The organism is Neofamilia massiliensis (assembly GCF_001299475.1).
GTDB classification, from domain to species: domain Bacteria; phylum Bacillota; class Clostridia; order Tissierellales; family Peptoniphilaceae; genus Neofamilia; species Neofamilia massiliensis.
Genome location: NZ_CYUJ01000003.1, coordinates 556,574 through 583,232, shown reverse-complemented (window position 1 = coordinate 583,232; position 26,659 = coordinate 556,574). Strand labels below are relative to the sequence as shown.

Below are 26,659 nucleotides of genomic sequence, written 5' to 3'. Positions count from 1 at the left end.
GGCAAGTATGGTTGAAGTAGTTAATAATGAAGAAAAATTAATGGCCAATAAAAAAATCTTTGTTGGACTCCCATGTTATAACGAAGAAAAAAATATCGGAAAACTTTTAGATTCTTGGTTAGATTTAGCTGACGACTTATTACAAAGAGGTTATGAATTAGTTTTAAGGCCTGTTGACGATAAAAGTTCAGACAAGACTAAGGATATTTTAGAAGCCTATGCCAACAAGTATTCAAATATAAAACCAATTTACCATAAGGAAAATAAAAATTTAGGTGGAGGCCTTAACTCAATAATAAATACATTTTTAGCTAACTGCCAAAGAGGAGACTTATTGGCAGTAATGGATGGAGACTATACCCACTTGCCTATATTTAGCCTATCAATGATTGATAAGCTAGCTTACTCCTATGATATAGTTATTGCTTCAAGATATAGAAAGGGATCTGAAATTCATGGCCTAAGTAAGTTTAGAGAAATGATGAGTATTGGCGCTAGAATTTATTATTCCTTAGTCTTAGGAATTAAGGGCGTAAGAGATTATACTTGCGGCTACAGAATTTATACTTATGAAATTTTAGAAGAAGGAAAAAATAAGTATAAGGAAAATTTAGTCCAAAATACTTCATTTGCCTGTATGATGGAGCTACTTTATAAATTATATAAAAGTGGAGCAAAAATAGCTGAAGTTCCCTTTGTTTTAAAATATGACAACAAAGAAGGGGAAAGTAAAATGAATGTCGGAAAAACTAGCAAGGACAGTATTGTCTCTGCTATAAAATTAAGGCTTGGTAAATAGAATGGAAATTAAAAACTTAAAATTAGATAAAAATAAAATAATTTATTTCCTGCTAATAGCTTTTATTCTCGTATTTTTTACTTTTTTAATAAAACCAACCCTAGGAAACTCAGCAATTGAAAAATATGAATCTTGGAGGCAATCAGATACTTATTCTGTAGCCAAAATTTATGATGTCAAGGGAATAGATCTTCTAAGACCAGAATTTTATTATGACGGCATCGGTCCTCATATAATTCAACTTGAGTTAGAATTATTGCCTATGATGGGAGTTTTTTTAAAAAATTTATTTGATATAAACTTGTTGCTAGCCTTAAGGTCAGTCTCCTTATTTTTCTTTTTAATGTCAGCTGTATTTTTGTACCTACTAGCAAGGTTATTTGTAGACCAAAGCTCATCAGTTATTTGCCTTCTCCTATATTTAATTATGCCTTTAAATATTATGCTTTCAAGGGCAATTATGCCAGAAGCCTTAATTATGTTTTTTTATCTAGGAGGAGTTTACTTTATTTACAAGTGGTACAAATTTGATAAGAGATTAGATTCTTATTTATCAGCTGTATTTTTGTCTCTGGCTATAATAGAAAAAATTCCTGTAATGTTTTTTGGCCTAGTTGTTATTTACTTGTATTTAAAAAAATATGGCCTAAAGACCTTTAAAAAAATAGATTTTTACTTGTATGGAATAATAGCCTTGTTGCCAACTATTATATATATGCTCTACATGCAAAAATTTGCCAACCACGGTTTTGTTAGTGACATTGCCAGCAAACACATATTTTCAAAAGAGATTTTAAATATATTTTCAAAAGAAACGATAAAATTTCATCTAGAAATTTTTAGGAACTATTTTACACTTCCAATTTTCACTATATTTTGTCTTTCACTAATTAAGATTAATAAATTCAGCTCAGGAAAAAAGCTTATCCTTCCTTGGATAGTTTTTATGTCCTTAGAAGTTATGATTATATGCGGAATAATAAAATTCAACTACTATTATGTATTTTATACTCCTATTGTTGCCTTGACTGGAAGCTTTATTTTAGATTTTATTTATGACAAAAGACAAAAAATATTTTTCATAAGCTTATTACTTGTCTCCTTATTTTTTATGGTGAGAAGGGTAAGCTATCAAAAGTTAACCTTAAATGAAGAAACTAATAGGGTTATAGAAAAAATTAGAGAAAATTCAAATGGCAGACCTATAGCTTTAAATACTATTTATCCAATGTATATTAATGAACTTGACCGCTATGGGGCCAGACTAGATGTTGGCGTCTATGATTATGTTCAAAAAGAGCCTAGGGAAGAAATAGAATACTGGCTTGACGATGGAATTAAAGAATTTTTACTATTTAAGAGTATGGACAATTTTGAAAAATATTCAACTGTTATTAATGGCATGGATACTTTTAAAATTATTTTTGAAGATGATGAGATGATAATTTATGATAGCAACAATTAAGGAACTTGTTAACAAGCACAGACAATTAATTAACTACGGTCTTATAACTGTATTTATAAGTCTTGTAGATATAATTATTGTAAAAATACTTCTAAATCTATCTATGGAAATATGGCTAGCCAATACTGTTGGCGTAATAACTGGAAGTATTTTACAATATATACTTACTATTAAATATGCCTTTGGAGTCAAACATTCAAAGGAAAAACTTTTAATACATGGAATAACTTTTGCCATAGGTTTAATATTAGCAGATATAATAATTCACTATTCATATACCTTCCTATTGACACTTTATTCTAAGAATATTAGTTTTTTACTTGCTAAAGCCTTGTCTATGGTTGGAACTTTCTTTATAACCTTTTTCTTAAGAAAAAAATTATACAAGGTATAAGAAAGCTAGTAGAGGAAAAATCTAGCTTCAAAAATAGAATTATCTTCTTAATTAAAATAAAGATTTTCACAAAAAAAGAGCCAAGATCAAATCTTGACTCTTTATTTTTTTATCTAAGCTGCTTTTTTTACTTCAGCATTAACTAATAGGTTAATTTGGTACATAACTTTTGCAAGTTCTGCTCTTGTTGCCTTGCCTTGTGGGTCAAATAGATTGCCTGGTTTACCAGACATAATCTTTGTAAGTTGGACTGTTTGTACATCAGTTAATGCCCAAGTTGCAATTTTGTCTTGGTCTGCAAAGGCTTCTGGTAGCATTGATGTTACAGGTACAGCCTTGTAGGCTAGATATCTAGAAATTATTGCAGCCATTTCTTCTCTTGTTACTTCTTGGTCTGGCTTATAAGATTTATCTTCATAGCCTTTAACAATGTCATTTGCAGCTGCCCAAGCTATTGGGTCTGAATACCACATATTTGTTTTAACATCGGAAAATTCAGCTGGGTTTTTAACTTCTGGCATGCCTTCTAGTCTATAAAGAGTTGTTACAATCATAGCCCTAGTAATATTTGCATTTGGTTCAAAAGTTGTCTTTGAAGTTCCCATAAAGATTTTATCTTCTACAACTGAGTTTATAAATTCTTCTCCCCAGTGGCCTTTAATATCAGTAAAGCCTACTTGTTCTTCTGTCTTAGGCATAGCTGCAGCTACAACTCTGCCTTCAACCTTAGGTTCAACAACTTTTTCTTTTTCAATATAGTCTGCTAGGACTTCAGAAAGTAGTGGATATTCAGATAGTTTCTTAGTTCCCTTAAACATTTCATAGCCGTCTCCACCACCAGCCATAAAGTCATTAGTTACAAGCTTGTAAGTTTTATTTAAATCAAGGGCTTCTTTGCCAACGACTACATCAAAAACTCTTGAACCTGGTTTTTGATTTTGGTCATATTTAAAGGTCATGCCAGCAATGTGTGGGAATTTTCCTACAACTTCTGGTGCAGAATCTACACCATATTCTAAGGCGTCTTTAATAGTTTGACCAGTTACTTCAATAACAACTGGATAATTTGCAAATGGGAATGTTTGTAGAATTTGGCCCATTGTAACGTCGCCTTTAGCAATAGATTCTCTAATGCCGCCGCCGTTAGTTAAGGCTACATCTGCCTTAGTTAGGTTTAACATTGCATCTGTAACTAGGTTACCTAAATTAGTTTCGCCAGTTCTTACGTGGTCACGAAGACCGTCTAAGTCTACTGCAGTTTTGCCAACAACTCTGTCTAAATAAGGTTTGTTAGCTTTTTCAACTTCTTCGATTTTTCCTAAAATTTCTTTATTGGCTTCAAGACCTTTTAGTTCTTCATATGGATGAAGTTTTGCTGATTTTGCACTAACTTTTCCATCTTCAACAACTAGGGTAACTTCGCCAATATTTTTAGTGTGGTCGCCAGTTTGAGCAATTAATACTCCATTTTCTAGCTTACCATTTGCTAAGTCAGTGTGAGAGTGGCCGTCAATAATTAGGTCGATGCCAGCAACTTCTTTGGCTAGGACGTCAGATCTTTCTTTAGATGCTGGGTCTAGGCCAAGGTGAACTAGTGCAACAACTACATCTGATCCTTCTTCTTTAAGTTGAGCAACTTGAACTCTTGCTGCTTCAATGTAGTTTGTAAAGCCTAGGCCTTCAGTGTTTTTTGGATTAGACTTAGTTCTAGTTTCTGGAGTAGTTATTCCAAAAATACCAACCTTTACGCCGTCAACATCAATTATTGTTCTGTCTTTTAGGAAAAGTTTTCCGTCTTTGTCTACAACATTAGCTGATAAAATTGGGAATTCTGCCTTAGTAGCTAGTTCTTTTAGTCTATCTGATCCATAGTTGTAGTCGTGGTTACCAGGGGCCATAGCCTTGTAACCTACTAAGTTCATTAGGTCAACAATTGATTGGCCCTTTGAAATAGTTGCAAAAGTTGTTCCGTGAAGAACGTCTCCTGCGTCAACTAAAATTGCGTTTTCCTTAGAGTCTGCAAAAGTTTTTAATTTTGCATATCCAAGTTTTCCATCTTTTTCGTTTTCAACGACATTTCCATGAACGTCATTAGTGTGTAGGATAGTAATAACTTTTTGGTCAGCAGCAAAAACTTTTTGACCAGGTAGGACTAGACCTACAACTAAGACTAGGGCCATTAAAAGGCCTAAGATACGATTTCTTTTCATAAATAACCTCCTAAATATTTAAATGTTATACACTTATAAAATTATTATACCCATTTTTTCACAAGATGACCATAAAATCATTAAAAATAGAAATCTTTAAATAACTTTCTTATTTTAATTATTATCTGATATAATGTTAAAAGTTAAAATGAGATTTTAATAATTTTGGAGGAATAAATGTTACAAGTAAACAATGTTTCTATGATCTTTCCAGACAAAAAACTATTTGAAGATGTAGACTTAGTTTTTAGTCCAGGCAACTGCTATGGAATTATAGGAGCCAATGGAGCAGGAAAGACAACTTTTTTAAAAATCCTTGCAGGTGAAAAAGAACCGACCAAGGGATCAGTAACCATGGACAAAAATGCCCGTATGTCTAAATTAAACCAAGACCACTATGCCTTTGAAAACCAAGTAGTCTTAGACGTTGTAATAATGGGCAACAAAAAACTTTATGACATTAGCAAGGAAAAGGAAGCCATCTATATGAAGGCAGATTTCTCAGACGAAGACGGCATGAAGGCAGCCCAACTAGAGGCAGATTTTGCAGAAATGGGAGGCTATGAAGCTGAAGCAGAAGCGGCAACACTTTTACAAGGCCTAGGCGTTGATATTTCCAAACACTATATGTTAATGGCAGACTTAAAAGAGGCAGACAAAATTAAAGTTTTACTTGCCCAAGCTCTTTTTGACAGTCCAGATATTTTACTTTTAGACGAGCCTACTAACGGATTAGATATTAAAGCAGTCCTTTGGCTGCAAGATTTTTTAATGGACTTTCCTGGCATTGTAATAGTTGTATCTCATGACAGGTACTTTTTAAATGAAGTTTGTACAATGACAGTTGACGTAGACTATGGAAAAATTTCTCTCTTCGTTGGCAACTACGATTTTTGGTATGAGTCATCTCAGCTCGCCTTAAAAATGGCCAAGGAACAAAACAAGAAAAAGGAAGAAAAGGCCAAGGAACTTAAAGACTTTATTGCCAGGTTCTCAGCAAATAAGTCCAAGGCCAGACAGGCAACATCAAGGAGAAAACTTCTAGAAAAAATCACCTTAGATGACATTAAACCATCAACTAGAAGGTATCCTTTCGTCGGCTTTCCACTTTCAAGAGAGCCAGGTAACGATATTTTAATTGTAGAAAACCTAAGTCTAAAAGATGGCGACAAAAAATTAATTGACTCTATGTCCTTTATAGTAAACAAAAATGACAAAATCGCCTTTATAGGCAATGACCTAGCTATAACAAAGTTTTTTGAAGTTATAAATGGAAATACAGACGACTATGAAGGGTCCTTTAAATTTGGCCAAACAATAACCAAGGACTACTTTCCCAAGGACAATAACGAATTTTTTAAAGACATTGACCTAAACTTAATTGACTGGATGAGACAGTATTCAGAAGAGCAATCTGAAATTGAAATGAGAGGCTATCTTGGAAAGATGCTTTTTTCAGGAGATGAGGCTTTAAAAAAGGCAAGTGTTCTTTCTGGAGGAGAAAGAGTTAGGATGATGTTTTTAAAGATGATGGTTGAGCCATCAAACCTTTTAATCTTCGACCAACTTACTAACCACTTAGACCTTGAATCAATTGAAGCTGTCAACAAGGGGCTGGAGGCCTACAAGGGAAATATTTTATTTACTTCCCACGACACTCAAATTATCTTTACAGTTGCCAACAGAATAATTGAAATATTTGAAGACGGAACTTATAGGGACGAAGAAATTTCTTATGAAGATTATATTGACAAGTATTACAAGGAAGAAAAGTAAATACATTTAAGCCTGAGATCATAAAAATCTTAGGCTTTTTTCTTTGAAAAAATTTGGGAAAAATTTTCCTAAAAATTAAAAAAACTTCTATTTATTAATTGACAAAGATATTTTCTTCATTCATAATGATTATAGGAAAACATATTCACAAGAACGAATAAAAATCACTTGGAGGTGGTAAAATGGCAGCAACAATTAAAGACGTTGCAAAAATGGCCAATGTTTCTATTTCTACAGTTTCTAGGGTTGTAAATGACTCTAAACCTGTAAGTCCAGAGGCCAGAAGAAGAGTACTTCATGCCATAGAAGTATTACAATATGAACCAAACGAAATAGCCAGAAGTCTAGTAACTAGAAAGTCAAATATTATTGGAGTTATAGTTGAAGACTTTGGCTTATCTTTTGTGTCTCAAGTTTTAAGAGGAGTAGAAGAAGTTGCTAGGATGTACAAGTACGATATTTTAGTTTCTTCAACCTATGGCGATCCTGAAATAGAAAACAAATACATGAAATTATTTTTACAAAAACAAGTTGAGGGAATAATTGTAATAACTGAATCTGACAACGCTGAAAGAATCCAATACCTAAAAAGTCTAAAGGTGCCAGTTGCCTACTTAAATAGGTATTATAGAAATGACGAAATTTCTACAACAACTATAGACAACACTGAATCTACCAAAGCTTTAGTAGAATATATTATTTCTATGGGCCATGAAAAGATATCTTATTTAGGCAATAAAAAAGACCTAGAAGCAACAGTTGAACGTTTTAGAGAAAAGGGCTATATGGAAGCAATGAAAGAAAAAGGCCTTAAATCTGAAATTCTATCTGTAAGCGAAGACTCTGAAGAAGGATTTTTAGACGCAAAAGATTCTATTTTAAAAACTGTAAAAAATGGAACTACTGCCCTTGCAGTTTTCTCAGACGAAGGAGCTATTAGGGTTATTAATATGCTTAAAGACAATGGTATTAGAGTTCCTGAAGACGTATCTGTTACAGGTATGGGAGATATTACCATGGCAGACCTTTACAGGCCAAAACTTACAACAGTAAAAGAACCCCTTTACGACTATGGTGCAGTTTCTGTAAGAACTATTATTAAGGCCATTAAAGGCGAAGGCAAAATGCCAAAGGAAAAATTGATTTTACCTTACCAAATAATAGAAAGGGAAAGTGTAAAAAAACTTTAAACCATGAAATATGCTGTAGTATCGTCATCTCAACTTAGGGGCCAGGCCATTTACAGGCTCTGCCAAAGTTTTGTAGATGAAGAGTGTGGCCATTTATTAATAGGCTCCTATGATATGGACTATGTCCTCTACGAAGACTTAGATATTTTGCTTTTTGACTATAAATACTATGTGGATTATAGAAATAAAATTAGAAACTTAAAGACCATAGACAAGCTTTTAATTTTAATTACTTTTGATTTAGAAAAAAAAGACTTAGGAAAAACTCCAGACTTTATAAATGTTCTTGGAGCAGAATCTTCTATAAGAGATTTAAAAAGACTTTTTATAATAGAAGAAAAAAAAGAAGAGACTTTACTTTTAGAAGACAGGGACAGGTCGATTTTATTTTTACTGGCCCAAGGTCTTACTAACAAGGAAATAGGAAAGAAACTTTACCTAAGTGAAAAGACTATAAAAAATAACTTGTCTAGGATTTATAAGTCTATGCAAGTGAAAAATCGCTATGAGGCCATTGAGGCCTACAAGAACAAAAAAATAATTTATCAAAAAAAAGGCTCTTAAGAACAATCTTAAAAGCCTAATTTTTTTATAGAGATTTAATATATTCTGTTGCTTTAATTGCAGCCCTAGTTCCATCGGCAACTGCTGTAGAAACTTGGCGGACGTTTGTATTTCTAACATCTCCTACTGCAAAGACTCCTGGAATATTTGTCCTGCACCAGTCGTCAGTTTTAAAATAGCCATTTTCTTTTTCAACTTGGTCAGCTATAGAGACATTTGGATTTGCTCCAATGTGAACAAAGACTCCAATTTCATCTGCAGAAATCTCTTCGTCTTTTCCACTTTGAGAATTTGTTAAAGTTACTTTATTGACTTTGTCATCTCCATCTACTGCCTTTACAGCTGATGATAGGTGGACTATTATATTATCCCTTTCTTCGATTATAGTTTTAAATTCCTTAACTGTGCCTAAAAAATCTCCATGGTGGATCAGGTGGACCTCTCTTGTAAATTTAGAAAGAAAAATTGCCTCCTTACAAGCTCCATCAGATCCTCCTACTACAACTACTACCTTGTCCTTGTAATAGTCGTGGTCATTTTGGGCGTTTTGATAAAGGCCTTTTTTTGTAAATTTTTCTTCATTGGTTAAGCCTAATTTCTTTGGACTTGTGCCGCTGGCAAGGACAATGGCCTTTGCCTTATAAGTTTTGTCTTTAGTTCTTACAATTTTTTCTGGCTTCTTTAAATCTGTGCCAATAACTTCTTCATAGACAACTTCTAGGCCATAGGAAGAAACTTGGTCAGCCATTTTTTTGGCAAAGGATTTACCAGTTTCATTTGCTATGAGTCCTGTGTAGTGGGTGACTGTAGAAATATTTCCAATCATGCCACCAATTTTATTTTTTTCTATTAATAGGGTTTTGAGACCTCTTGAAAGAGCATAAATTGCTGTAGATACTCCTCCAGGTCCGCCGCCAACAATAATTAAATCGTACATACTTACCTCCTCATAAAATAAAGTACTACTCTTTTATTATAAGACTAAAAATTTTTATTTGCTAGAAAATAAAAAACTTTCAACAAATCTTCTTAAAGCCTTGGCTCAAAGACTTTAAATAAAGAAAAATATTTACTATAATAGAAAGAGATGATAATAAAAGGAAGAGATAAAATGACAGAAGATTTAACAATTAACGAACTTTGGAAGACTTATCCCATTGAAATAAAAAACCCAAACCCCAACTGGCCAAATTTATACGAAAAAGAAAGAGACAATCTTAAAGATATTTTCGAAGCCAGGTCCTATAAGATCCACCACATTGGCTCAACTGCTGTGCCAAATTTAAAGGCTAGAGACATAATCGATATACTAGTTGAAGTTCCAGAAAACGAAGACATGAACTTCTTAGCCTTTCTCCTAGTAAAAAGTGGCTACAAGAAAATGCTGACAGAAAAATCTAGAATTTCACTAAACAAAGGCTACAGAGAAGATGGAGAAGAAGATCAAATATTCCACATCCACCTTAGAAGGACAGGAGATGTTGATGAAATTTATTTTCGCAATGCCCTTAGAAAAAGTCCAAGAATGGCAAAAAACTACGAGTCTTTAAAGGAAAAATTAGCTGAAGAGTTTCCTGAGAGTAGGGAAGACTACATTGCAGGCAAGTCTGATTTTATTAACAAGTACACCCAAATGGAAAAAGAAAATTTTAAATAAAAAGAGATGAGATTTTTTACGATCTCATCTTTTTTATATTGACCTAGCTTGTTTTCTAAAATTTCCAGGACTAGTTCCTTGGTAGGTTAAAAATGTAGTTGAAAAATGACTTTGAGACTTATAGCCGCATTTTTGGGCTATGTAGTCAAGAGGATAGGAGCTTGTGCCTAAAAGGTCTTTGGCTTTTTCTATTCTCAGTGAGTTTACATATTTACAAAAACAAGCCCCAGTTGTCTTTTTAAACAAATTTTAAAAATAATTTTTATTTAAATGAACTTTGCCTGCTACTAGGTCTAGGGAAAGATCCTGGTCTAGATTTTCCCTTATATAATTTAAAGCAGTGTTTATGTATTCATTTTCAATTGGGATATTTGTCCTAATACAGTTGTAGTAGTCTTCTAAAATCAGCGGGTCAATAAAGCCTTGGGAGATTTTTTTTAGGTTATTGCTATAAACTCCTTCAATGCAAGTTTTATTTAAGCCAAAGGCTTTTTTATAGTGTAAGTAAGTCATTGTATTTAAGCTAGAAATGATTGTAAGTTGTTGGACTCGGTCTTTGTTTTTTATTAGAGCCTTATAAATCTCTCGTATGTGGTCTTGGTCCTTATTTTCTATTGCTTGCAACAAGAAATTAAAATTTCTTTCTATTATAGTAATCATTTTTTCCTCCAAGGCTATTATAATATAAGTGATAATTAATATCAATAATTATTTGTGAAAAATTTTACTAGACAAGTTTTCTCTAAAAAATACTTGCAAATAAAAAAGATTGGACTTATCATCCAATCTTAAAAACTTCTACCTGCTCCACCGCCGCCTGAAGATCCGCCACCGCCAGAAAATCCTCCGCCAAAGCCTCCAGATGAAGAACCTCCACCTGAAAATCCTCCGCCAAAGCTTCCTGGAGAACTATAACCTCCGTAGTAGCCTCCTCTATACCTTCTTCTTCTGCCTCTAGGACCTCTAGGTCCACGCCAAAAGTTTAGGTAAAATGCAATTAGTATGATCAATATTAAAATGGTAAAAAGGTCTATTCCATCACTTTGATTATTTAAAGTATTAATATAATCTTGGTAGTTTCCCTCTAATTCTATTCCGTATTCTATTGCAACTTGAGATATTACAGCTCTAAAAGTTTCCATTAAAGCCTCATCAAAAGTTCCTAAATCGTTTCTATCAACTAGGGGCAAAAAATACTCATCAATAATTCTACCTACCTTACCATCATTTAATATTCCCTCTAGACCGTAACCAGTTGTAATATAAATAGAATACCTATCTGTACTTGGTTCCTTGGCTAAAAGAATTAGGGCGCCATTATTTAATTCTCCATCTCCAATTTTCCATTTTCTAAAAAGTTCCAAGGCGTAGTCTTCAACTGGATAGCCTTCTAGGTCATTAATAGTTGCTAAAACTACTTGGGCCTTGGTCTTTCCTTGAAGCTCAATGTTAGTCTTCATTATTTCTTCTTTAGAAGTTTCTTTTAAGACTCCCATTTGATCGTAGTAGAAAAATTCTCTAGATGGGTCAGGCAAGTCTATGGCAAAGACTAGGTCTGGCAGGGTAGATAAAATAAATATTAGAATTAAGAAGAGAGGAATAAACTTTTTAAAAGTTCTATCCTTCATGGTCTTATCCTAGGTAGTTTTTTACAAAGATATAACCAAAGTCAACTGTAGGTGCCTTTTCAGAACCTGGATCAGCTTCAAAATAATCCTTAGGAGAGAAGCCTAAAATTTTTGCAAAAATAGAAGTAGGGAACCTTCTAACTTGAGAATTAAAAGTGTTAACTACGCCGTTGTAGTCTTTTCTAGCTACAGCAATTCTATTTTCTGTTCCAGCAAGTTCGTCTTGAAGTTGAATAAAGTTTTCATTGGCCTTTAATTCAGGATAGGCTTCTACAACTACGTTAATGTCGCCTAGGGCCCTAGTTAGTTCTGCATTTGCCTTAGAAAGTTCTTCAGGATTTGATGCACTAGTTACCTTAGACCTGGCTTCAGTAATTTTTGTAAGTGTTTCTTCTTCGTGGGTTGCATAGCCCTTAACTGTGTTAACTAAGTTAGGAATAAGATCAGCCCTTCTTTGTACTGCTGTTTGTAAGTCTGCGTAGGACTGGTTGACTTTTTCTTCTGTTACAACTAGGCCGTTGTAGGTATTAAAAAGCCCAAGTCCTATTACTACAACAATAATTAAAATAATTAAAAATTTGCTTCCACCTTTTTTCATAAAATCCTCCTTTATGCTTGTAAGTTAAAAAATATATTAGCAAGCTTTTGTTTTTAAAAAGAAAAAAGTTTTTAATTTTAGTCTTGTCTTATAAAAACTAAATCTTTATGTTTAATTAATACCCCAAAATACAAGTTCAAGACAAAATTTATTAGTTAAAAAACTAGCTAGACAAGAAAATAAAAATAAAATATGTAAAAGCCTAAAAAAAGGCCTGTAAAATTTTAAAGAAAAGAAAAAAACCTCTGCTATAATAATAGTTGATAATAGTTATCAATCAAACTTACTATTATTTACCTCTTATTAAAAATTGTTAGAAAAAGAAAAAAACTGGGAGTCAAGCTTCCAGTTTTTTCTTTGGAAAAATAAAAAAAAATAACAAGCAGATGGCTGCTTGCTATTTTACTTGTAATTTAATTTTTGAAATTCTATTTTTGTCTAAGTCTAAGATAGTAAAAATAAGATTTTCATATTCTAATACTTCTCCTTGTTCAGGAATCCTATCGAACTTTTCGAAAATAAATCCTGCTATTGTATCTACCTCATCTGATTCTAATCTCAAGTTTAGTCTTTCGTTTAAGTCTTCTAATCTTAAAGCTCCATCTAAAAGGTAGGCGTTTTTGTTTAAGACTCTAATTTCTTCATCTATTGAGTCATCGTCATATTCGTCTTCAATTTCTCCTACAATTTCTTCTATTAAGTCTTCCATAGTTACAATGCCATCAGTTCCACCGTATTCATCTAAGACTATGGCCATGGTAGAATTATTTTTTCTCATTTGGGCAAAGAGATAGGAAGATTTTTGATATTCAAAAGAGTAAATAGGTTTTCTCAAATATTTTCTAATGTCTATATCTTTTTCGTTTATTATAGGAAGTAGATCTTTAACGTGAAGGATTCCAAGGACATTGTCTATGTCATTTTCATAGAAGGGAATTCTAGAATATCCTTCTTCCACAAAAGTTTTAATAATCTCGTCCATACTAGTGTCTTCAATGTCAATGGCAACTACATCTGTTCTTGGCGTCATAACATCTTTTACATAAGTATCGGAAAAATCAAAAACTTTTTCTATAATGCCATACTCGTTAACGTCTAAGAGACCTTGTTCCTTTGATAGGTTCATTGCATTGAAAAGTTGGTCTTCAGTTATTTTTGGTTCCTTGCTGTCTTTTTCTAGACCAAACAGTGAGCCTAGTGCCTTTGAAGATACACTGACAAAAGAACAAATTGGGCGGGAGAATTTTGTATAAGCAAGGGCAAAGCCTACAAATTTTATACAAACCTTGTTGCCCATGGCCCAAGATATATAGTAGGGGGCACTTTCTCCTATTACTAGAATCAAAATAGACGCTACAATAACAGCGACAATAAGTCCTGTTAGTTGGTAGCAGTAATAGCCAATAGATGCAATTGCTGCAGCAGCAAAGGCATTTGAAAAGTAATCTGAAATTAGAAAGGCAGTTTGCAAGTCTGATAAGTTATCTAAAAGAATTAAAAGCTGGCCTTCTTTTTTACTAGTAATTAAGTCTTCTTCCATAAACTCTTGGATTTTAAATTTATTTAAGTCCTGGTAAGAATACTTTAAAAGGGTAAAAAAACCACTAAGAAATAGAGCTACTAAGGCAACTATTATCTGGGGCAGTGGATCAATTCCCATAAATCAACACTCCTTTAAAATTAAGATTTCCTTTATTATACCACAGGAAATAAAAAAATATCTACTTCCTAATGAAAACTTAAGAAAATTTATTTTAAATTAAGTCAAAGATTTGAATGGCTAAAGGCTAGTAATGAACAGCCTTATAAAGATTTATCTCTTAGAAGTAAAAAAATGAAAAACTCAGGTAATATTTTTGTAACAATTCTGTAATACTTTTTACAAGCCTTGTAAATACTGAATCCTAGGGCTTGAAAAAATGACTTTATATTTGAAAAAACCCTATAAGCTAGATATACAAAGGCTTACAGCAACTGGTTAAAAATGTTGACAAAATTATACAAATAAATTAATATCTCAATAGAGCTGAAAAGTTACAAAAAAGTTACAATTCAGTTTTTAACAGGAGGTAATTATGAGTCAGAACAAAAATCAATTCAGAGGAAAGTTCCGTCTGATATTGATGTTGCTCGCTTTTGTACTTATAGGCATGGGCTTTACAACTATGTTAACTAACGAAGTAACCCTTGTTTATAATGGAGAAAGCACAGTCATTAATACTACTTCAAATACAGTAAAAGACTTATTAGCAGAAAGAAATATTGAATTAGTTGATCATATATACTTAAGTCACAAAGTAGATACAGCCATAAAAAATGGCATGGAAATTACCGTAAGGTCTCCAAAAAATGTCATCATTCTTGACAACGGAGAAGAAAAGACAGTTCAAACAGGAAATTTAAAGGTATCTGAAATACTTAAAGAGTATGGCTATGAGTTAAAAGAAAAAGACTATACAATTCCAAAGTCAACTGAAAATATCAGATTTACAGAAGACAAGGATCCATTAATTATAGTAAACAGAGTTTATGAAAAAACTGTTACAGAAGTTGTTTCAATTCCATTTGAAGAAGAAACAAGAGAAAATCCTGAAATTGATAAGGGCCAAGCTCTTATTATTCAAGAGGGAAAAGACGGATCAAAAATTGTTACAACTGGAATCACTGTTATGAATGGGGTTGAAGTTGAGTCTCATTTAGTAGAAGAAAAAGTTGTAAACAAACCTGTAAAGAGAATTTTAGAAGTAGGAACAAAAGAAGTACAAGTAGTAAAAGAAAAAATTGCAAACGCAAAAGCCAGCTCAGAAGAAATTAAATCTGGCTACATCAATGGTAGAAAAATCTTAAAGGTTTTAACCATGAATGCAACAGCCTATGATGCATCAGTTGAATCAAATGGTCATTGGGGTGCTGTAACAGCTATAGGAACAAACCTAAGACCAGGCGTTGTAGCTGTAGACAAAAGTGTTATTCCACTAGGATCAACACTTTACATTGAGTCTATGGACGAATGGCCATCATATGGAATGGCAAGTGCCGAAGATACAGGTGGAGCTATAAAGGGAAATAAAATCGACTTATTCTTCCAATCTAGAGACACTGTAAAACAATTTGGCAGAAGAATGGTAAAAGTATATGTATTAGAATAGTATTAAACCGAGGTCAAGACTGGCCTCGGTTTTTGCATGGAGAGAAAAATTGTGTTATATTTATAGGTGGAAAAATCCGAAAATTAATAGATGATAGCCTTTTGGGTATTAATAAATAGAAAAAATTGGAGGGCCTATGTTTGGGAAAAAAGTACAAGTAAGCCTCGAACTAAGTGAACCTATCCTTAGAGAAATTGAGACGCTTTTAAAAGAAAATAATTTAAATTTAGACCAGGCAGTAAATTTATTTTTATATTCATCTGTAAGCGATGAAAGACTAACTTATAACCATGAATTGGCCAAGGATTATTATACAAATATAGGAAAAAATGCCAGAGACTTTCTCTTTAAAGAATTAAAAGTAGGAAGAGAATCCTTTTCTGGCCCTGAAATAAAGCAAGATCAGGTACTAATGTTTTTAGGACTCTATTAAAATGATTAAATACTCTTTAAAGGCCTTAGAAGACCTGGCCGCTTTAAAAAATGACCTTATAAATAAAGATCCAGTTCTCGCCATAGTTTCTGTTAGCGACCTAGTAGAAGGAATTGGCAGGATAGATAAAAAAGAATTAAAATCAATTTCAAATGAGGGATTAACTTATTATTATACTAGTATTAATGACCATCTGATATTTTTAAGAATAGGAGCAGGCGATTTGTATATCGATAGAATTTTTAACAAGGACCTAGACTTTATAAGACTGGCCTTAGATTTAGAAAAATAAAATGGAGGGCTTATGGCACTAAAAGAAAACATACTTGAAATAATTAAAGAAGCAAAGAGACCTCTTACCCAAGAAGATCTAGCTGAAATCATTGGAGTAAGAGGGAAAGAAGCAAAACTTGTCTATAAGACCTTGAAACAAATGGAAAAAGAAAATCTCCTAGTTAAGGATAAAAAATCTCGCTACAAGCTTTTAGACCAAGACAATATTTTTGTTGGCCAAGTTGACATGGCCCAAAGAGGCTTTGCCTTTGTCATAGTTGAAGGCAGAGATGATATTTTTGTGGCGAAAAATGATTTAAACACAGCCATGGACAAGGACGAAGTTTTAGTTGTCTTAAAAACTAAGGCCACTGATTCAGAAAAAGCTGAAGGCTATGTAAAAAAAATTATAAATAGAAATATAAAAAACATAGTGGGAAAAGTTTCCAAAAAGAAAAAAGATGACTTTGCCTTTATTATTCCAGACAACAAGTCCATTAATTACGACATCTTTGTAAGGGCCAAGGACTTAAAGGGAGCAGTAGATGGGCAAAAGGTCTATGTAAAAATAACCAAGTATCCAGAAGACGACAGAAAACCTGAAGGAGAAGTTGTAGAAGTTTTAGGTTTTCCAGACGAAGATGGCATAGATGTTCTTTCTGTAGCCTACAAGCATGGCATAAGAATGGAATTTCCACAAAGTGTTTTAGACGAAGCTCAGGCCATGCCTTTAAGTGTTAAAGACGAAGATTTAAAAATTCGCAAGGACTTTAGAGATGATTTGATTTTTACAATTGACGGAGCAGATGCTAAAGACCTTGACGACGCAGTTGGCCTTGAAATATTAGAAAATGGCAACTTTCTTCTAGGCGTTCACATTGCAGATGTTTCTCACTATGTAAGAGAATACTCAGACCTTGACAAGGAAGCTAAAAAAAGAGGCAACTCTGTTTATTTAATAGATAGGGTTGTGCCAATGCTACCTGAAGAGTTGTCAAATGGAATTTGTTCTCTAAATCCAGGAGAGGACAGGCTTACTCTTAGCGTCCTAATGGAAATTGACCCAAGGGGCAAGGTTGTAAATTCAGAAATTTGCCAGGGACTAATTAGGTCCAAGGCTAGACTTACCTATACTGATGTATCAAACTATTTAGAAGATGACGACAAAGCTTCTAAGGACATTTTAGGTCCAGAAATTTGCCAGGTTCTTACAAACATGAAAGACCTGATGGAAATTTTAAACAAGAGACGCCACGACAAGGGAGCCATTGACTTTAACTTTGCTGAAACTAAAATCGACTTAGACCAAAGAGGAAAAGTTTTAGATATTTCTAAAGAAGAAAGGCGAGTGGCCAATAGATTAATAGAAGAGTTTATGCTAGTTAGCAACCAAACTGTTTCTGAAAATTACTTTTGGCAGGAGATACCATTTTTATACAGGATCCACGAAAAGCCTGATGACGAAAAGCTTATGACCTTTTTAAATTTTGTTAGAGGTCTAGGATATTCTGTAAAAACTTCGCAAAACGAAATTCACCCTAAAGAGCTTCAAGCTGTTATAGAAGAAGTCCAAGGAAAGAAAGAAGAAATGTTAGTTTCTAGAATGATGCTAAGGTCTTTAAAAAAGGCCAAGTACTCTGAAGAAAATGACATTCACTTTGGCCTGTCATCAAAGTACTACTCACACTTTACTGCACCAATAAGAAGGTATCCAGACTTACAAATTCACAGGATTATTAAAGAAAACATAAATGGCCGTCTAAATTCAAGAAGGCTAGACCACTATGAAGAAATCCTTCCTGAAGTTGCTAGTCATTCGTCAAAAATGGAAAGGCTGGCAGAAGAAGCAGAAAGAGATGTTGAAAAAATTAAAAAAGCCGAGTATATGGTCGACTATATTGGTTGTGAATATGAGGGAATAATTTCTGGCATAACTTCCTTTGGAATTTTTGTAGAATTAGAGAACACAGTTGAAGGCCTAGTGTCTTATAACAGCCTTGAAGATGACTACTATGTTTATAATAGAGAGAATATGACAGCAGTAGGCGAGAAAACTCAAAAAACCTACAGTCTTGGAGACAAGGTTAAGATAAAAGTATATAATGTAGATGTGGAAAAATATGCCATAGACTTTATTATAATAAATTAGAAGAGGAAGATAAGATGGCAAAAAAGAAAAAACTAGATGGCAATAATTTAGTTACAAATAGAAAGGCCAGACATGAGTATTTTATAGAAAATACCTTTGAGGCTGGTCTAGTTTTAAAGGGGACAGAAGTAAAGTCAATAAGAAAGGGATCGGCCAACCTTCAAGATGCCTATATTTCTTTTAAAAACGGCGAGGCCTTTGTTGACAATATGCACATTAGCCCCTATGAACAGGGAAATATTTTTAATGAAGATCCAATGAGAAGGAGAAAGCTCCTTTTACACAAGAGGGAAATTAGAAAACTTGAAGGAGAAGTTCAAAAACAAGGCATGACTATAATCCCCCTAAGACTTTACCTGGTTAATGGCAGGGTAAAAATTGAAATTGCCGTGGCCAAGGGTAAAAAACTCTATGACAAAAGAGATTCAATAGCCGAAAGAGATTCGAAAAGATCAATAGATAGGGCTATGAGACAAAATTTAAAATATTAAAGTAAGAGGAAAGACGTAGATGAAAAAATTTAAGAGAATTTTTCTCCTAGGCCTAGCCTTATTAAGTCTAGCTGGCTGCCAGGAAAAAACTTCTGGAGAAAAAACAGAAGAAAGTCAAACACAAGTTGAAGGCCAAGAAGTAGAATCAGAAGATACAATTAAAGTTGAAGCAACTGATGGCCTAAATAAATACAGCAATTATTTTTTTGATAGCTTTGATACAGTTACCCAAACTGCAGTTTTTGCAGAAAGTGATGAGGAAGGCTACAAGTACAGCAACTATATAAAAGATAGGATGGCTGACCTCCACAAGGAATTTTCTTCCTTCGATGCCTATGAAGGAGTAAACAATGTTTATACTATCAACGACCAAGCAGGAAAAAATCCAGTTCAAGTTTCAGATGAACTTTTTGACCTTATAGAATCAGCTTTAGCAGACTATAAAAACTATTCTCACAAAAACGACATATCCTTTGGCAGAGTTACAGAAATTTGGAGAAGGGCCATGGATATTTATGGAGAAGAAGGTCACGACCACAGTGACAACAAAGCCCTACCAAGCCTTGAAGAACTAAAGGCAGCTGACTCCTTTACAAACATAGACAGCATAGTCTTAGACAAGGAAAACAAAACAGTTTTTATTTCTGATCCAAAGACAAAACTAGATTTAGGCTCAGTTGCTAAAGGCTATGCAGTTGAACTAGTGGCGAAAGAACTTGAAGAAATGGGGGCCAAGTCTGTATTAATTTCTGCAGGAGGAAATGTTAGGGCCATAGGCGGTCCATCAGATGGCAAAAGAGATAATTGGGCAGTAGGCGTTCAAAATCCAGAAGCTCACGGAAATGACTCAGTTGATTCAATAAAAGAAATTCTCTACGTAAATGGAAAAAGTGTAGTAACCTCAGGAGACTATGAAAGATATTTTACAGTTGACGGAAGAAACTACCACCATATAATAGATGTAGACACTCTTTATCCAGCAGACCACTTTAGGTCTTTAACAATAGTAACAGATAGTTCAGCCCTGGCAGACTTTTTGTCAACAGCAGTATTTTGTATGGACGTAAGTGACGGCTTTGATTTAATAAATTCAATAGACGGAGTAGAAGGTTTTTGGATTTTAAAAGACGGAACAACTGTTCACACTCCAGGCATGGAAGCTTATATGGAATCAATGGGCGCAAGTCCAGTTAATTAATTTAAGGAGGCCTTATGGACAAAATATTAGTAATTGAAACTGGTGGAACCTTTGCAACAAAAAGTGTAGATGGCATTAGGTCCCTTTCAATTGGCGATGCAGATATTTATAGAAAAAAAGAAGTCTTAGAGAAAAAAGAACTCTACGGCTTTGACTTTGACATTATTAGACCAATTTATACCCTAAGTGAGAACATGACTATAAAAAAACTAAATGTCTTAATAGAGTCAATAAGGACAATGAATCTTGACGGCTACAAGGGAGTAATAATAACTCACGGAACAGACACCATGGCCTATTCAGCAAATGTACTTTCAATGTTATTTGCAACCAAGGGCTTGCCTTTAGTTTTAGTTTCAGCTAACCATCCAATTGATATGGAAATTTCAAATGGGACAATAAACTTTGTTTCAGCAATTGACTTTATTTACACCTGTGATGTTCAAGGAGTCTTTGTAGTTTATAAGGACGAAAGAGGAGAAATCCAAGTTCATCTTGGCTCAAGAGTAAAACAAATGGACCAATCTCTTGATGGCTATAAGAGATATAAAAACAGGGAGTTTGGCCAAATTGTAGATGGAAAATTTGTCCTTTCAGACCAGGCCCATCCAGTTGAAGAATTAAATGAGAGAAAACCTCTATACGACGACTTGTCCTTGGCCAAGAAAAACATTTTAATGTTAATTCCCTATGTTGGACTTAGATATGACCTAATTAGCCTAGATGAAATTGATGGAATAATTTTAGGAGTCTACCATTCAGGAACCTTAAATACAGATGTTAATGAAAGAGAAACTTGTGTAAATACAATTTTTGAAAAGGCATTAGAAAAAAACATTCCAGTTTTTATTTCTGAAGTTGAATCAGACTTTGACCTTTACGAGTCTGCAACATCCTTAGAAAAATTAGCTAATGTCCACTATATTTACGACACAGCCATGGAAAATCTTCACGCAAAAGTTCTCCTGGGCATGTCTAAGTTTGAGGACCAAGAATTATTAGATTATTTAAATACAAATATATTTTTTGAAAAACTAGAAAAGTAAAAAACTATTGAACCACTGTAAGCTAAGCTTATGGTGGTTTATTTATTTTTCAAAAATTAAATTTTGAAATTGCAAGAAAGATAGAACAAATTAGTCCAAATTAAAATAAATGATCGACCAAGATAAATTAAAAAGAAAATCTATTTAAAAGAAAACAAATCAAGGTCATAAGCCAATAAAAATAAGACCAACAAGAAACTAACTTAAAATAAAATTTAAAAAATCAAACTTAAATCACAGATAAATTAGAAAAATTAAAAACAAAATTGAAATAAATCAATTTTATTTCAAACAATACCTTGCATTATTTAGTAGCTGGTGGTATTATATAGTCAAGAAGAAAAGAGGTAGACTTATGAACATACAATTTAAAAAAGGAGTTTTAGAACTTCTAGTGTTTTCCCTCTTAAAAGACAGAGACCACTATGGTTATGAAATGGTAGAAAAAATTTCAGGCCATATAAATATTTCAGAAGGGACCATTTATCCCTTGCTGAGAAGACTAAGCAAGGAAGGTTATGTGTCCACCTACTTAGAAGAGTCTCAGTCAGGACCGCCGCGAAAATACTACAAGTTAACAGAAAGAGGCTACAGCCAATACGAAGACCAAATTGACCAGTGGTATGAATTTGTAAATGGAGTTAACAGCCTTTTAAGGGAGGATGAAGATGAATAAAAAAGATTACTTAGACCTGCTTAGGTATTATCTTAGGGACTTGCCTGACTTAGTTGTAGAAGATATTGTCTACGACTACGAAGAGCACTTTAACATAGGCCTAGCCAAGGGAAAAACTGAAGAAGAAATAGCAAAAGAATTAGGCTATCCAGATGATGTAGCCAAGGAATACTTAAAAGGCGACTTTAATAAAAGGCCAGAAAGACCTAGCTATGAAGAAGATCTTGAAGACCTAGACGACGACTTAGAAGAAGACAAGTATAAAAAATCTAAAATCGGCTGGATAATTTTACTTATAGTCTTGTCGCCACTGATTTTATCTTTAGTAGCTTCTGTCTTTGCTATAATTGTTTCTGTACTAGCAGGACTTTTTGGGGCGGGCATAGGTCTTTTAGGAGGAGGGCTTGCGATTTTTGTATCATTTATTCCAGGTCTTGGACACATAGTTTCTCTATCAATAAGCCATCCTATAACAAAGATATTTGTTGGGCTAGCTTTAACTTGTTTAGGCATAGTTTTACTTTACCTAGGAGTAAAATTTGTTCAACTAATGTGGAAGCTTCTTAAAAAAGCTTGGATAACTATTAAATGGAAATGGGTGAGACAATGAAAAAGTTTATAATTATAGTTTTTGTAGTTGGGATTTTAGCCCTTGTTGGAACTGGATTTTCCTATTACTTTCTTGAAGATAGGTCGGCAGGTGTAGTGATTGGTCCTAGAGACCTAGCAAAAAGAGTTATTGATTCAGACGACTTTGATTTTAAAATAAATGGCGAAAACTTTATAGACAAAGACGACTTTGATTCAGACCTTGACTTTGATCCAGAAGAAGGCTTGGCTGAACCAATAAAGGCCATTGAAATAGAAAAATTAAATGGCTACTTGGTCTTAGAAAAATCAGACAGGGAGGCCATCGAAATAAGTGAAAATGCCCGAGAAGATATTTCCTATAAATATTCCAATGGCGTGCTTACAATAATTGACTCCTTAAACTCTTCAAATGACAATAATTTTGGAAATAAGTTTAACGACTCTAGGGTAGTAAGAGTGTATAGCTCAAAGCCTGAACAAATATCTTTTAAAATGGACAAGCTTAATGGGGCAACAAAAATAAATAATAGCCTTAAGTCCTTAGATGTAAACAAGGTCAACGGGTCCCTACAAGTTAAAGCAGACGAATCATTTGATATAAGTATTGACAAGGTCAATGGAGAGGTGTCCTTAAAGATGGAAGATCTTGACAGCAGAATAAAAGTTTCTAAGGTCAACGGAGCCTGCTTTATCTTTGGAAAAAATATGGTAGACTTTTTCTCTGACGATCCTATTGACGAAGTTGTAGGAGAAGGAAGAGATTTAATTGAAATTGACAAGGTCAACGGTTACCTTGGTATAAGTAAGTAAAAATAAAAAGACTGGATGGAAAAATAAATTTCCTCCAGTCATTTTTTATTTGCTTTCTTTCATTAGCATGTCATAGTAAAGGCCGCCTAGGTCAACTAGGTCTTGGTGGGATCCTCTTTCTACAATATTGCCATAGGAAAGAACTAGAATTTCATCTGCGTCTTTTATAGTAGAAAGTCTATGGGCAATTACAAAAGTCGTCCTGCCTTCTTTTAATTTCTCCAAGCCAACTTGGATAAAGCTTTCAGTTTCAGAATCTATTGAAGAAGTTGCCTCGTCTAGGACTAGGATTTTTGGATCTCTAATTATAGCTCGAGCAAAGGTTATAATTTGCTTTTCTCCTTGAGAAAGACCTGATCCAGCTTCAGAAAAAACTGTGTCTAAGTTTCTGCCTAGGTTGTCAAAGAGATTTTTTCCGCCAACTGCTTCTAAGGCGGCGATAACATCTTCATCAGCATAATCCCTGCCTAAAGTTATATTTTCTCTTAAGGTCCCTTGATAGATAAAGGGCTCTTGTAAAACTATGGCCATGTTAGACCTTAAATCAGAAAGGCTGTAGGCATTTGCGTCTACGCCGTCAAAGAGGACTTGACCCTTTTGTTCCCTATAAAATCTAAAGAGCAAGTTAATAATAGATGACTTGCCAGATCCTGTTTGGCCAACTAAGGCCAGGGTTTTGCCAGCTGGAACTTCAAAAGAAATATTTTTAAGAACATAGTCTTCGTCTTTGTAATAAAATGAAACATCTTTAAAGCTAACATTTCCCTCTAGCTTTAATCCCTTTACTTCTTTTTCTTCTTCAGCTTCCATAGAGAAAATTTCAAAAATATGGTCAGCTGCAGCAAGAGATCTTTGAATTTCTCTCAGCCTATTTAAAACTTGTTGGAGGGCAGAGTAAATCCTTTGGGTGTAGTCTAAAAGTATATACATAAGGCCAACAGAAAAGTTGGGATTGCCCTTTAAATTCATTAGACCAAAGACCAAAAGAACTACTAAAACATTTATATTTGACAATGTTTGGGTAGCGTTAAAGGAGACAAAAGAGTCTAGCCACTCAATTTTCAGGCCAGTTTGAAAATTTTCTTCGCTAACTTTTTCAAAGGCCTGATAAACTCCATCCTCTGTATTAGTAGTTTTAATAACTTCCATACCCTTAATGTTTTCGTTTATATCAGAGTTTATTTGAGACAAAGATCTTCTAAAGTCGTGGTTGTACTGGCTTGAGTACTTGTTATAAAACTTTATTAGAAAATACATTATTGGCATAGGCACAAGGACAAAGAGAACGGCCCAGCTGCCTTTAAATAATAGAACAAAGAAAATTGCAATAATATAAACTGCTGAAGTTACCATTTGGCCAAGTAGGGTTTGGAAAAGGGACTTTAAGGCGTTGGTGTCGTTGGTAATTCTAGATACGACCTTGCCAGCAGAAATATTGTCAAAATATTTTTGTGGCAGCCTTTGAATGTGGTCGAAAAGGTCCCTGCGAATTTCTATGGCAACTAAGTTGGCAGTTTTCATAAAGGACATACTTGATAGGTACCTAATTACAGCCTGGATTAGACCAACTACTAAATAACCTACAAGTAAAAAGCCAATTGATCTAAGTTCTATTAAATGGTCCTGGCCAAGTTTGTCGTCAATTATATTTCCAATTAGCATAGGCATAATAATTTGTAGGCCAGTTAGGATAAATAAAATTATAAAGGCTATGGTAAGTTCTTTCTTAACCCTTTTTCCATAGGCAAAAAGCCTGGAATAAACTTCTTTTGATTTTTTATTCTTGGTCATTTTCACCCTCCATCATTTGCTTGTCATATTGGTCCCTGTACCAAGAAGATTTTTCATAAACCTCAAGGTGAGAACCTTGGGCTTCGATTTTTCCATCGTCAAGGACTACAACATAGTCGTCAGGTTTTATAACAGAAAGTCTGTGGCTGGCAAAAATATTTGTCCTGCCAGACCTTAGATTTTCTAAATTTTTGATGATGTTGACTTCAGTTTTTGTATCAACTGCAGAAAAGACGTCATCTAAAATTAAAATTTCCGAATCTTTAATTAAGGCTCTTGCTAGGGCTATTCTCTGTCTTTGGCCGCCAGAAAGGGCAACACCCTTTTCGCCAGTTAAAGTGTCTAAGCCCTTAGGGAAATTGTCTAAGTCCTTTTGAAAGTCAGCAAGGTCTACAGCTGCTTGAATTTCTTCTATAGAAAAATTTCTGTAAAGGTCGATGTTGTCTTTAATAGACCTAGAGAAGAGGTAATTTTCTTGAGGCACGTAGGCGATTTTATCAATTAGTGACTTGCGCTTGTAGGATTCAATGGCCTGATCATTTATATAAAGGTCGCCGTCAGTAATGTCATAAAGTCTTAAAAACTGTTTTAATAAAGTAGTCTTTCCAGACCCAGTTTTTCCAACTAAAATTACAGTGGACCCAGCTTTAAAGTCTAAGTTAATATCTTCTAAGACCAAGCGGTCAGCAGAAGGATACTTAAAGTCTAAGTGCTTAAAAGAAAAACTTTCAGGACTTCTTAAGGCGATGGCGTCATCTCTATCTACAATGTCTTCCTTGTAGGCTAAAACTTCTTCGATCCTATTAATAGATGCCTTGCCTTCTTGACCCAAAGACAAAAAGTCTGATAGGGCAAAGGCTGGCCAAGAAAGATTAGAAACATAAAGGGTAAAGGTAATTAGTGACCCTATAGTCATGGCACCTTTATTAATTAAGGCAACTCCACCAAAAATTGAAGCAGTCATTAAAATTGTATTAAAGCCACTAGATAGAGGCATATAAAGTTGCAAAATTTTATTTTTGTCCATGTCCTTGTCCATGTTATTGTGAATTTCCTTGGAGAAATTTTTCATAAAGACATCTTCAACATTAAAGGCCCTAATGACCTTTATAGATGAAATAGACTCTAGGGTAAATTCGTTCATTTGGTCAAAGGACTCTTGGAGTTTAGTAAACTTATCTTCTAGTTGTATATTTATTTTTAAAAGCAAAAACATAAAGGGAATAAAAACTAAAATGCAAAAAAGAGTCAGCTGCCAGGAAATATTTACCATAAAAAGTATGAGGGCTATAGGATAAAGAATAGCATCAAAAATACACATAATCCCGTAGCCAACAACTTCTGCCATTGACTCAATGTCGTTTGTGGCCTTTCCCATTAGCGATCCAGTTGAATTCTTTTCGAAAAATCTAGGAAACTGGCCTAGGTATTTTTTCATCAACTCATTTCTCGTGTCTCTAGAAATTAAATAAATGTTTTTAAAAAGGTTAAAAGACCAGCCAACATTTATAAAATAATTTGACACAACTAAAAATGCAAAAATTCCCAACCAAGTTAAAAGCTCTTCCTTAGTATAAGAGGCAGAAACAATTGCATCTGCAACTTTTCCAATTAAATAGGGCTTAGTAAAGGTGACAAAATATGAAATAAGCAAGAAAAAAATTGCTAAAAATTGGTTCTTCTTATATTTTTTTAAAAAATTTCTTAGTTTATAAAGTGAACTAAACATACATTCCTCCCCTAATGATTATACTCAAAAACTTATTTTTTA

At 33.8% G+C, this 26,659-nt stretch carries 26 protein-coding genes; 17 read left to right on the top strand and 9 right to left on the bottom strand.

Features of this window, described 5'->3' with window-relative positions; all coding sequences use genetic code 11:
- The first annotated feature begins 7 nt into the window (after positions 1–7).
- The 3 genes from BN2667_RS07160 to BN2667_RS07150 are packed head-to-tail and all read left to right on the top strand — an operon-like array spanning position 8 to position 2,658.
- Positions 8–799, top strand: coding sequence for a glycosyltransferase (locus BN2667_RS07160; RefSeq protein WP_054252649.1), 792 nt, complete (start codon positions 8–10; stop codon positions 797–799).
- 1 nt (position 800) lies between these two features.
- Positions 801–2,264, top strand: coding sequence for an ArnT family glycosyltransferase (locus BN2667_RS07155; protein WP_054252648.1), 1,464 nt, complete (start codon positions 801–803; stop codon positions 2,262–2,264).
- Positions 2,248–2,658 carry a GtrA family protein gene (locus BN2667_RS07150; RefSeq protein WP_054252647.1) on the top strand — a complete coding sequence of 137 codons (411 nt, stop codon included), beginning with the start codon at positions 2,248–2,250 and terminating at the stop codon, positions 2,656–2,658. The genes BN2667_RS07155 and BN2667_RS07150 overlap by 17 nt, the downstream gene beginning before the upstream one ends.
- A 113-nt stretch (positions 2,659–2,771) precedes the next feature.
- Here BN2667_RS07150 and BN2667_RS07145 read toward each other — a convergent pair whose 3' ends face one another.
- The gene (locus tag BN2667_RS07145; protein WP_054252646.1) at positions 2,772–4,868 is read right to left on the bottom strand and encodes a 5'-nucleotidase C-terminal domain-containing protein; all 2,097 of its coding nucleotides are present in this window, start codon (positions 4,866–4,868) and stop codon (positions 2,772–2,774) included.
- Between the two features lie 177 nt (positions 4,869–5,045).
- Here BN2667_RS07145 and BN2667_RS07140 point away from each other — a divergent pair, with 177 nt between their 5' ends.
- The 3 genes from BN2667_RS07140 (at position 5,046) to BN2667_RS07130 (ending at position 8,398) form a co-directional block, all read left to right on the top strand.
- Positions 5,046–6,644 carry an ABC-F family ATP-binding cassette domain-containing protein gene (locus BN2667_RS07140; RefSeq protein ID WP_054252645.1) on the top strand — a complete coding sequence of 533 codons (1,599 nt, stop codon included), beginning with the start codon at positions 5,046–5,048 and terminating at the stop codon, positions 6,642–6,644.
- Between the two features lie 182 nt (positions 6,645–6,826).
- Complete coding sequence (locus BN2667_RS07135; RefSeq protein WP_054252644.1) at positions 6,827–7,834, top strand: LacI family DNA-binding transcriptional regulator; 1,008 nt, start codon at positions 6,827–6,829, stop codon at positions 7,832–7,834.
- Positions 7,835–7,837: 3 nt separating this feature from the next.
- The gene (locus BN2667_RS07130; RefSeq protein WP_054252643.1) at positions 7,838–8,398 is read left to right on the top strand and encodes a helix-turn-helix domain-containing protein; all 561 of its coding nucleotides are present in this window, start codon (positions 7,838–7,840) and stop codon (positions 8,396–8,398) included.
- 25 nt (positions 8,399–8,423) lie between these two features.
- Here BN2667_RS07130 and BN2667_RS07125 read toward each other — a convergent pair whose 3' ends face one another.
- Positions 8,424–9,335 carry an NAD(P)/FAD-dependent oxidoreductase gene (locus tag BN2667_RS07125; protein WP_054252642.1) on the bottom strand — a complete coding sequence of 304 codons (912 nt, stop codon included), beginning with the start codon at positions 9,333–9,335 and terminating at the stop codon, positions 8,424–8,426.
- A gap of 174 nt (positions 9,336–9,509) precedes the next feature.
- On the opposite strand from BN2667_RS07125, the gene BN2667_RS07120 reads away from it, so the two are divergent.
- Positions 9,510–10,055 carry a GrpB family protein gene (locus BN2667_RS07120; protein WP_054252641.1) on the top strand — a complete coding sequence of 182 codons (546 nt, stop codon included), beginning with the start codon at positions 9,510–9,512 and terminating at the stop codon, positions 10,053–10,055.
- A 33-nt stretch (positions 10,056–10,088) separates the two neighbouring features.
- On the opposite strand, the gene BN2667_RS07115 is transcribed toward BN2667_RS07120, so the two are convergent.
- The 5 genes from BN2667_RS07115 to BN2667_RS07095 all read right to left on the bottom strand — a co-directional run bounded on the left by BN2667_RS07115 (position 10,089) and on the right by BN2667_RS07095 (position 13,941).
- Positions 10,089–10,301, bottom strand: a complete 213-nt coding sequence (locus BN2667_RS07115; protein ID WP_054252640.1) for a helix-turn-helix domain-containing protein — start codon at positions 10,299–10,301, stop codon at positions 10,089–10,091.
- A 3-nt stretch (positions 10,302–10,304) separates the two neighbouring features.
- Complete coding sequence (locus BN2667_RS07110; protein WP_054252639.1) at positions 10,305–10,715, bottom strand: hypothetical protein; 411 nt, start codon at positions 10,713–10,715, stop codon at positions 10,305–10,307.
- 128 nt (positions 10,716–10,843) lie between these two features.
- Complete coding sequence (locus BN2667_RS07105) at positions 10,844–11,683, bottom strand: TPM domain-containing protein (protein ID WP_054252638.1); 840 nt, start codon at positions 11,681–11,683, stop codon at positions 10,844–10,846.
- Positions 11,684–11,687: 4 nt separating this feature from the next.
- Entirely contained in the window at positions 11,688–12,281 is a 594-nt protein-coding gene (locus BN2667_RS07100; protein ID WP_054252637.1) for a LemA family protein, read from the bottom strand.
- A 397-nt stretch (positions 12,282–12,678) separates the two neighbouring features.
- Positions 12,679–13,941 (bottom strand): hemolysin family protein, encoded by a 1,263-nt coding sequence (locus tag BN2667_RS07095; RefSeq protein ID WP_054252636.1) that lies wholly within the window; start codon positions 13,939–13,941, stop codon positions 12,679–12,681.
- Positions 13,942–14,356: 415 nt separating this feature from the next.
- Here BN2667_RS07095 and BN2667_RS07090 point away from each other — a divergent pair, with 415 nt between their 5' ends.
- The 10 genes from BN2667_RS07090 (at position 14,357) to BN2667_RS07045 (ending at position 23,097) form a co-directional block, all read left to right on the top strand.
- Positions 14,357–15,430: a 3D domain-containing protein gene (locus BN2667_RS07090; RefSeq protein ID WP_054252635.1), complete on the top strand. Its 1,074-nt coding sequence runs from the start codon at positions 14,357–14,359 to the stop codon at positions 15,428–15,430.
- Between the two features lie 136 nt (positions 15,431–15,566).
- Positions 15,567–15,863 carry a hypothetical protein gene (locus tag BN2667_RS07085; RefSeq protein WP_054252634.1) on the top strand — a complete coding sequence of 99 codons (297 nt, stop codon included), beginning with the start codon at positions 15,567–15,569 and terminating at the stop codon, positions 15,861–15,863.
- Between the two features lies 1 nt (position 15,864).
- Entirely contained in the window at positions 15,865–16,155 is a 291-nt protein-coding gene (locus BN2667_RS07080) for a hypothetical protein (RefSeq protein ID WP_054252633.1), read from the top strand.
- A 12-nt stretch (positions 16,156–16,167) separates the two neighbouring features.
- Positions 16,168–18,285: a ribonuclease R gene (gene rnr, locus BN2667_RS07075; RefSeq protein ID WP_054252632.1), complete on the top strand. Its 2,118-nt coding sequence runs from the start codon at positions 16,168–16,170 to the stop codon at positions 18,283–18,285.
- Between the two features lie 14 nt (positions 18,286–18,299).
- Positions 18,300–18,776 (top strand): SsrA-binding protein SmpB, encoded by a 477-nt coding sequence (gene smpB, locus BN2667_RS07070; RefSeq protein ID WP_054252631.1) that lies wholly within the window; start codon positions 18,300–18,302, stop codon positions 18,774–18,776.
- A gap of 19 nt (positions 18,777–18,795) precedes the next feature.
- The gene (locus tag BN2667_RS07065; protein ID WP_054252630.1) at positions 18,796–19,974 is read left to right on the top strand and encodes an FAD:protein FMN transferase; all 1,179 of its coding nucleotides are present in this window, start codon (positions 18,796–18,798) and stop codon (positions 19,972–19,974) included.
- Positions 19,975–19,988: 14 nt separating this feature from the next.
- Positions 19,989–21,020, top strand: coding sequence for an asparaginase domain-containing protein (locus tag BN2667_RS07060; RefSeq protein ID WP_054252629.1), 1,032 nt, complete (start codon positions 19,989–19,991; stop codon positions 21,018–21,020).
- Between the two features lie 355 nt (positions 21,021–21,375).
- Entirely contained in the window at positions 21,376–21,696 is a 321-nt protein-coding gene (locus tag BN2667_RS07055; protein ID WP_054252628.1) for a PadR family transcriptional regulator, read from the top strand.
- Positions 21,689–22,306: a DUF1700 domain-containing protein gene (locus BN2667_RS07050; protein ID WP_054252627.1), complete on the top strand. Its 618-nt coding sequence runs from the start codon at positions 21,689–21,691 to the stop codon at positions 22,304–22,306. The genes BN2667_RS07055 and BN2667_RS07050 overlap by 8 nt, the downstream gene beginning before the upstream one ends.
- The gene (locus BN2667_RS07045; protein WP_054252626.1) at positions 22,303–23,097 is read left to right on the top strand and encodes a hypothetical protein; all 795 of its coding nucleotides are present in this window, start codon (positions 22,303–22,305) and stop codon (positions 23,095–23,097) included. The genes BN2667_RS07050 and BN2667_RS07045 overlap by 4 nt, the downstream gene beginning before the upstream one ends.
- 45 nt (positions 23,098–23,142) lie before the next feature.
- Here BN2667_RS07045 and BN2667_RS07040 read toward each other — a convergent pair whose 3' ends face one another.
- Positions 23,143–24,888: an ABC transporter ATP-binding protein gene (locus BN2667_RS07040; protein ID WP_054252625.1), complete on the bottom strand. Its 1,746-nt coding sequence runs from the start codon at positions 24,886–24,888 to the stop codon at positions 23,143–23,145.
- Positions 24,875–26,617, bottom strand: a complete 1,743-nt coding sequence (locus BN2667_RS07035) for an ABC transporter ATP-binding protein (RefSeq protein WP_054252624.1) — start codon at positions 26,615–26,617, stop codon at positions 24,875–24,877. Before BN2667_RS07035 ends, BN2667_RS07040 begins: the two co-directional genes overlap by 14 nt.
- Positions 26,618–26,659 lie beyond the last annotated feature (42 nt).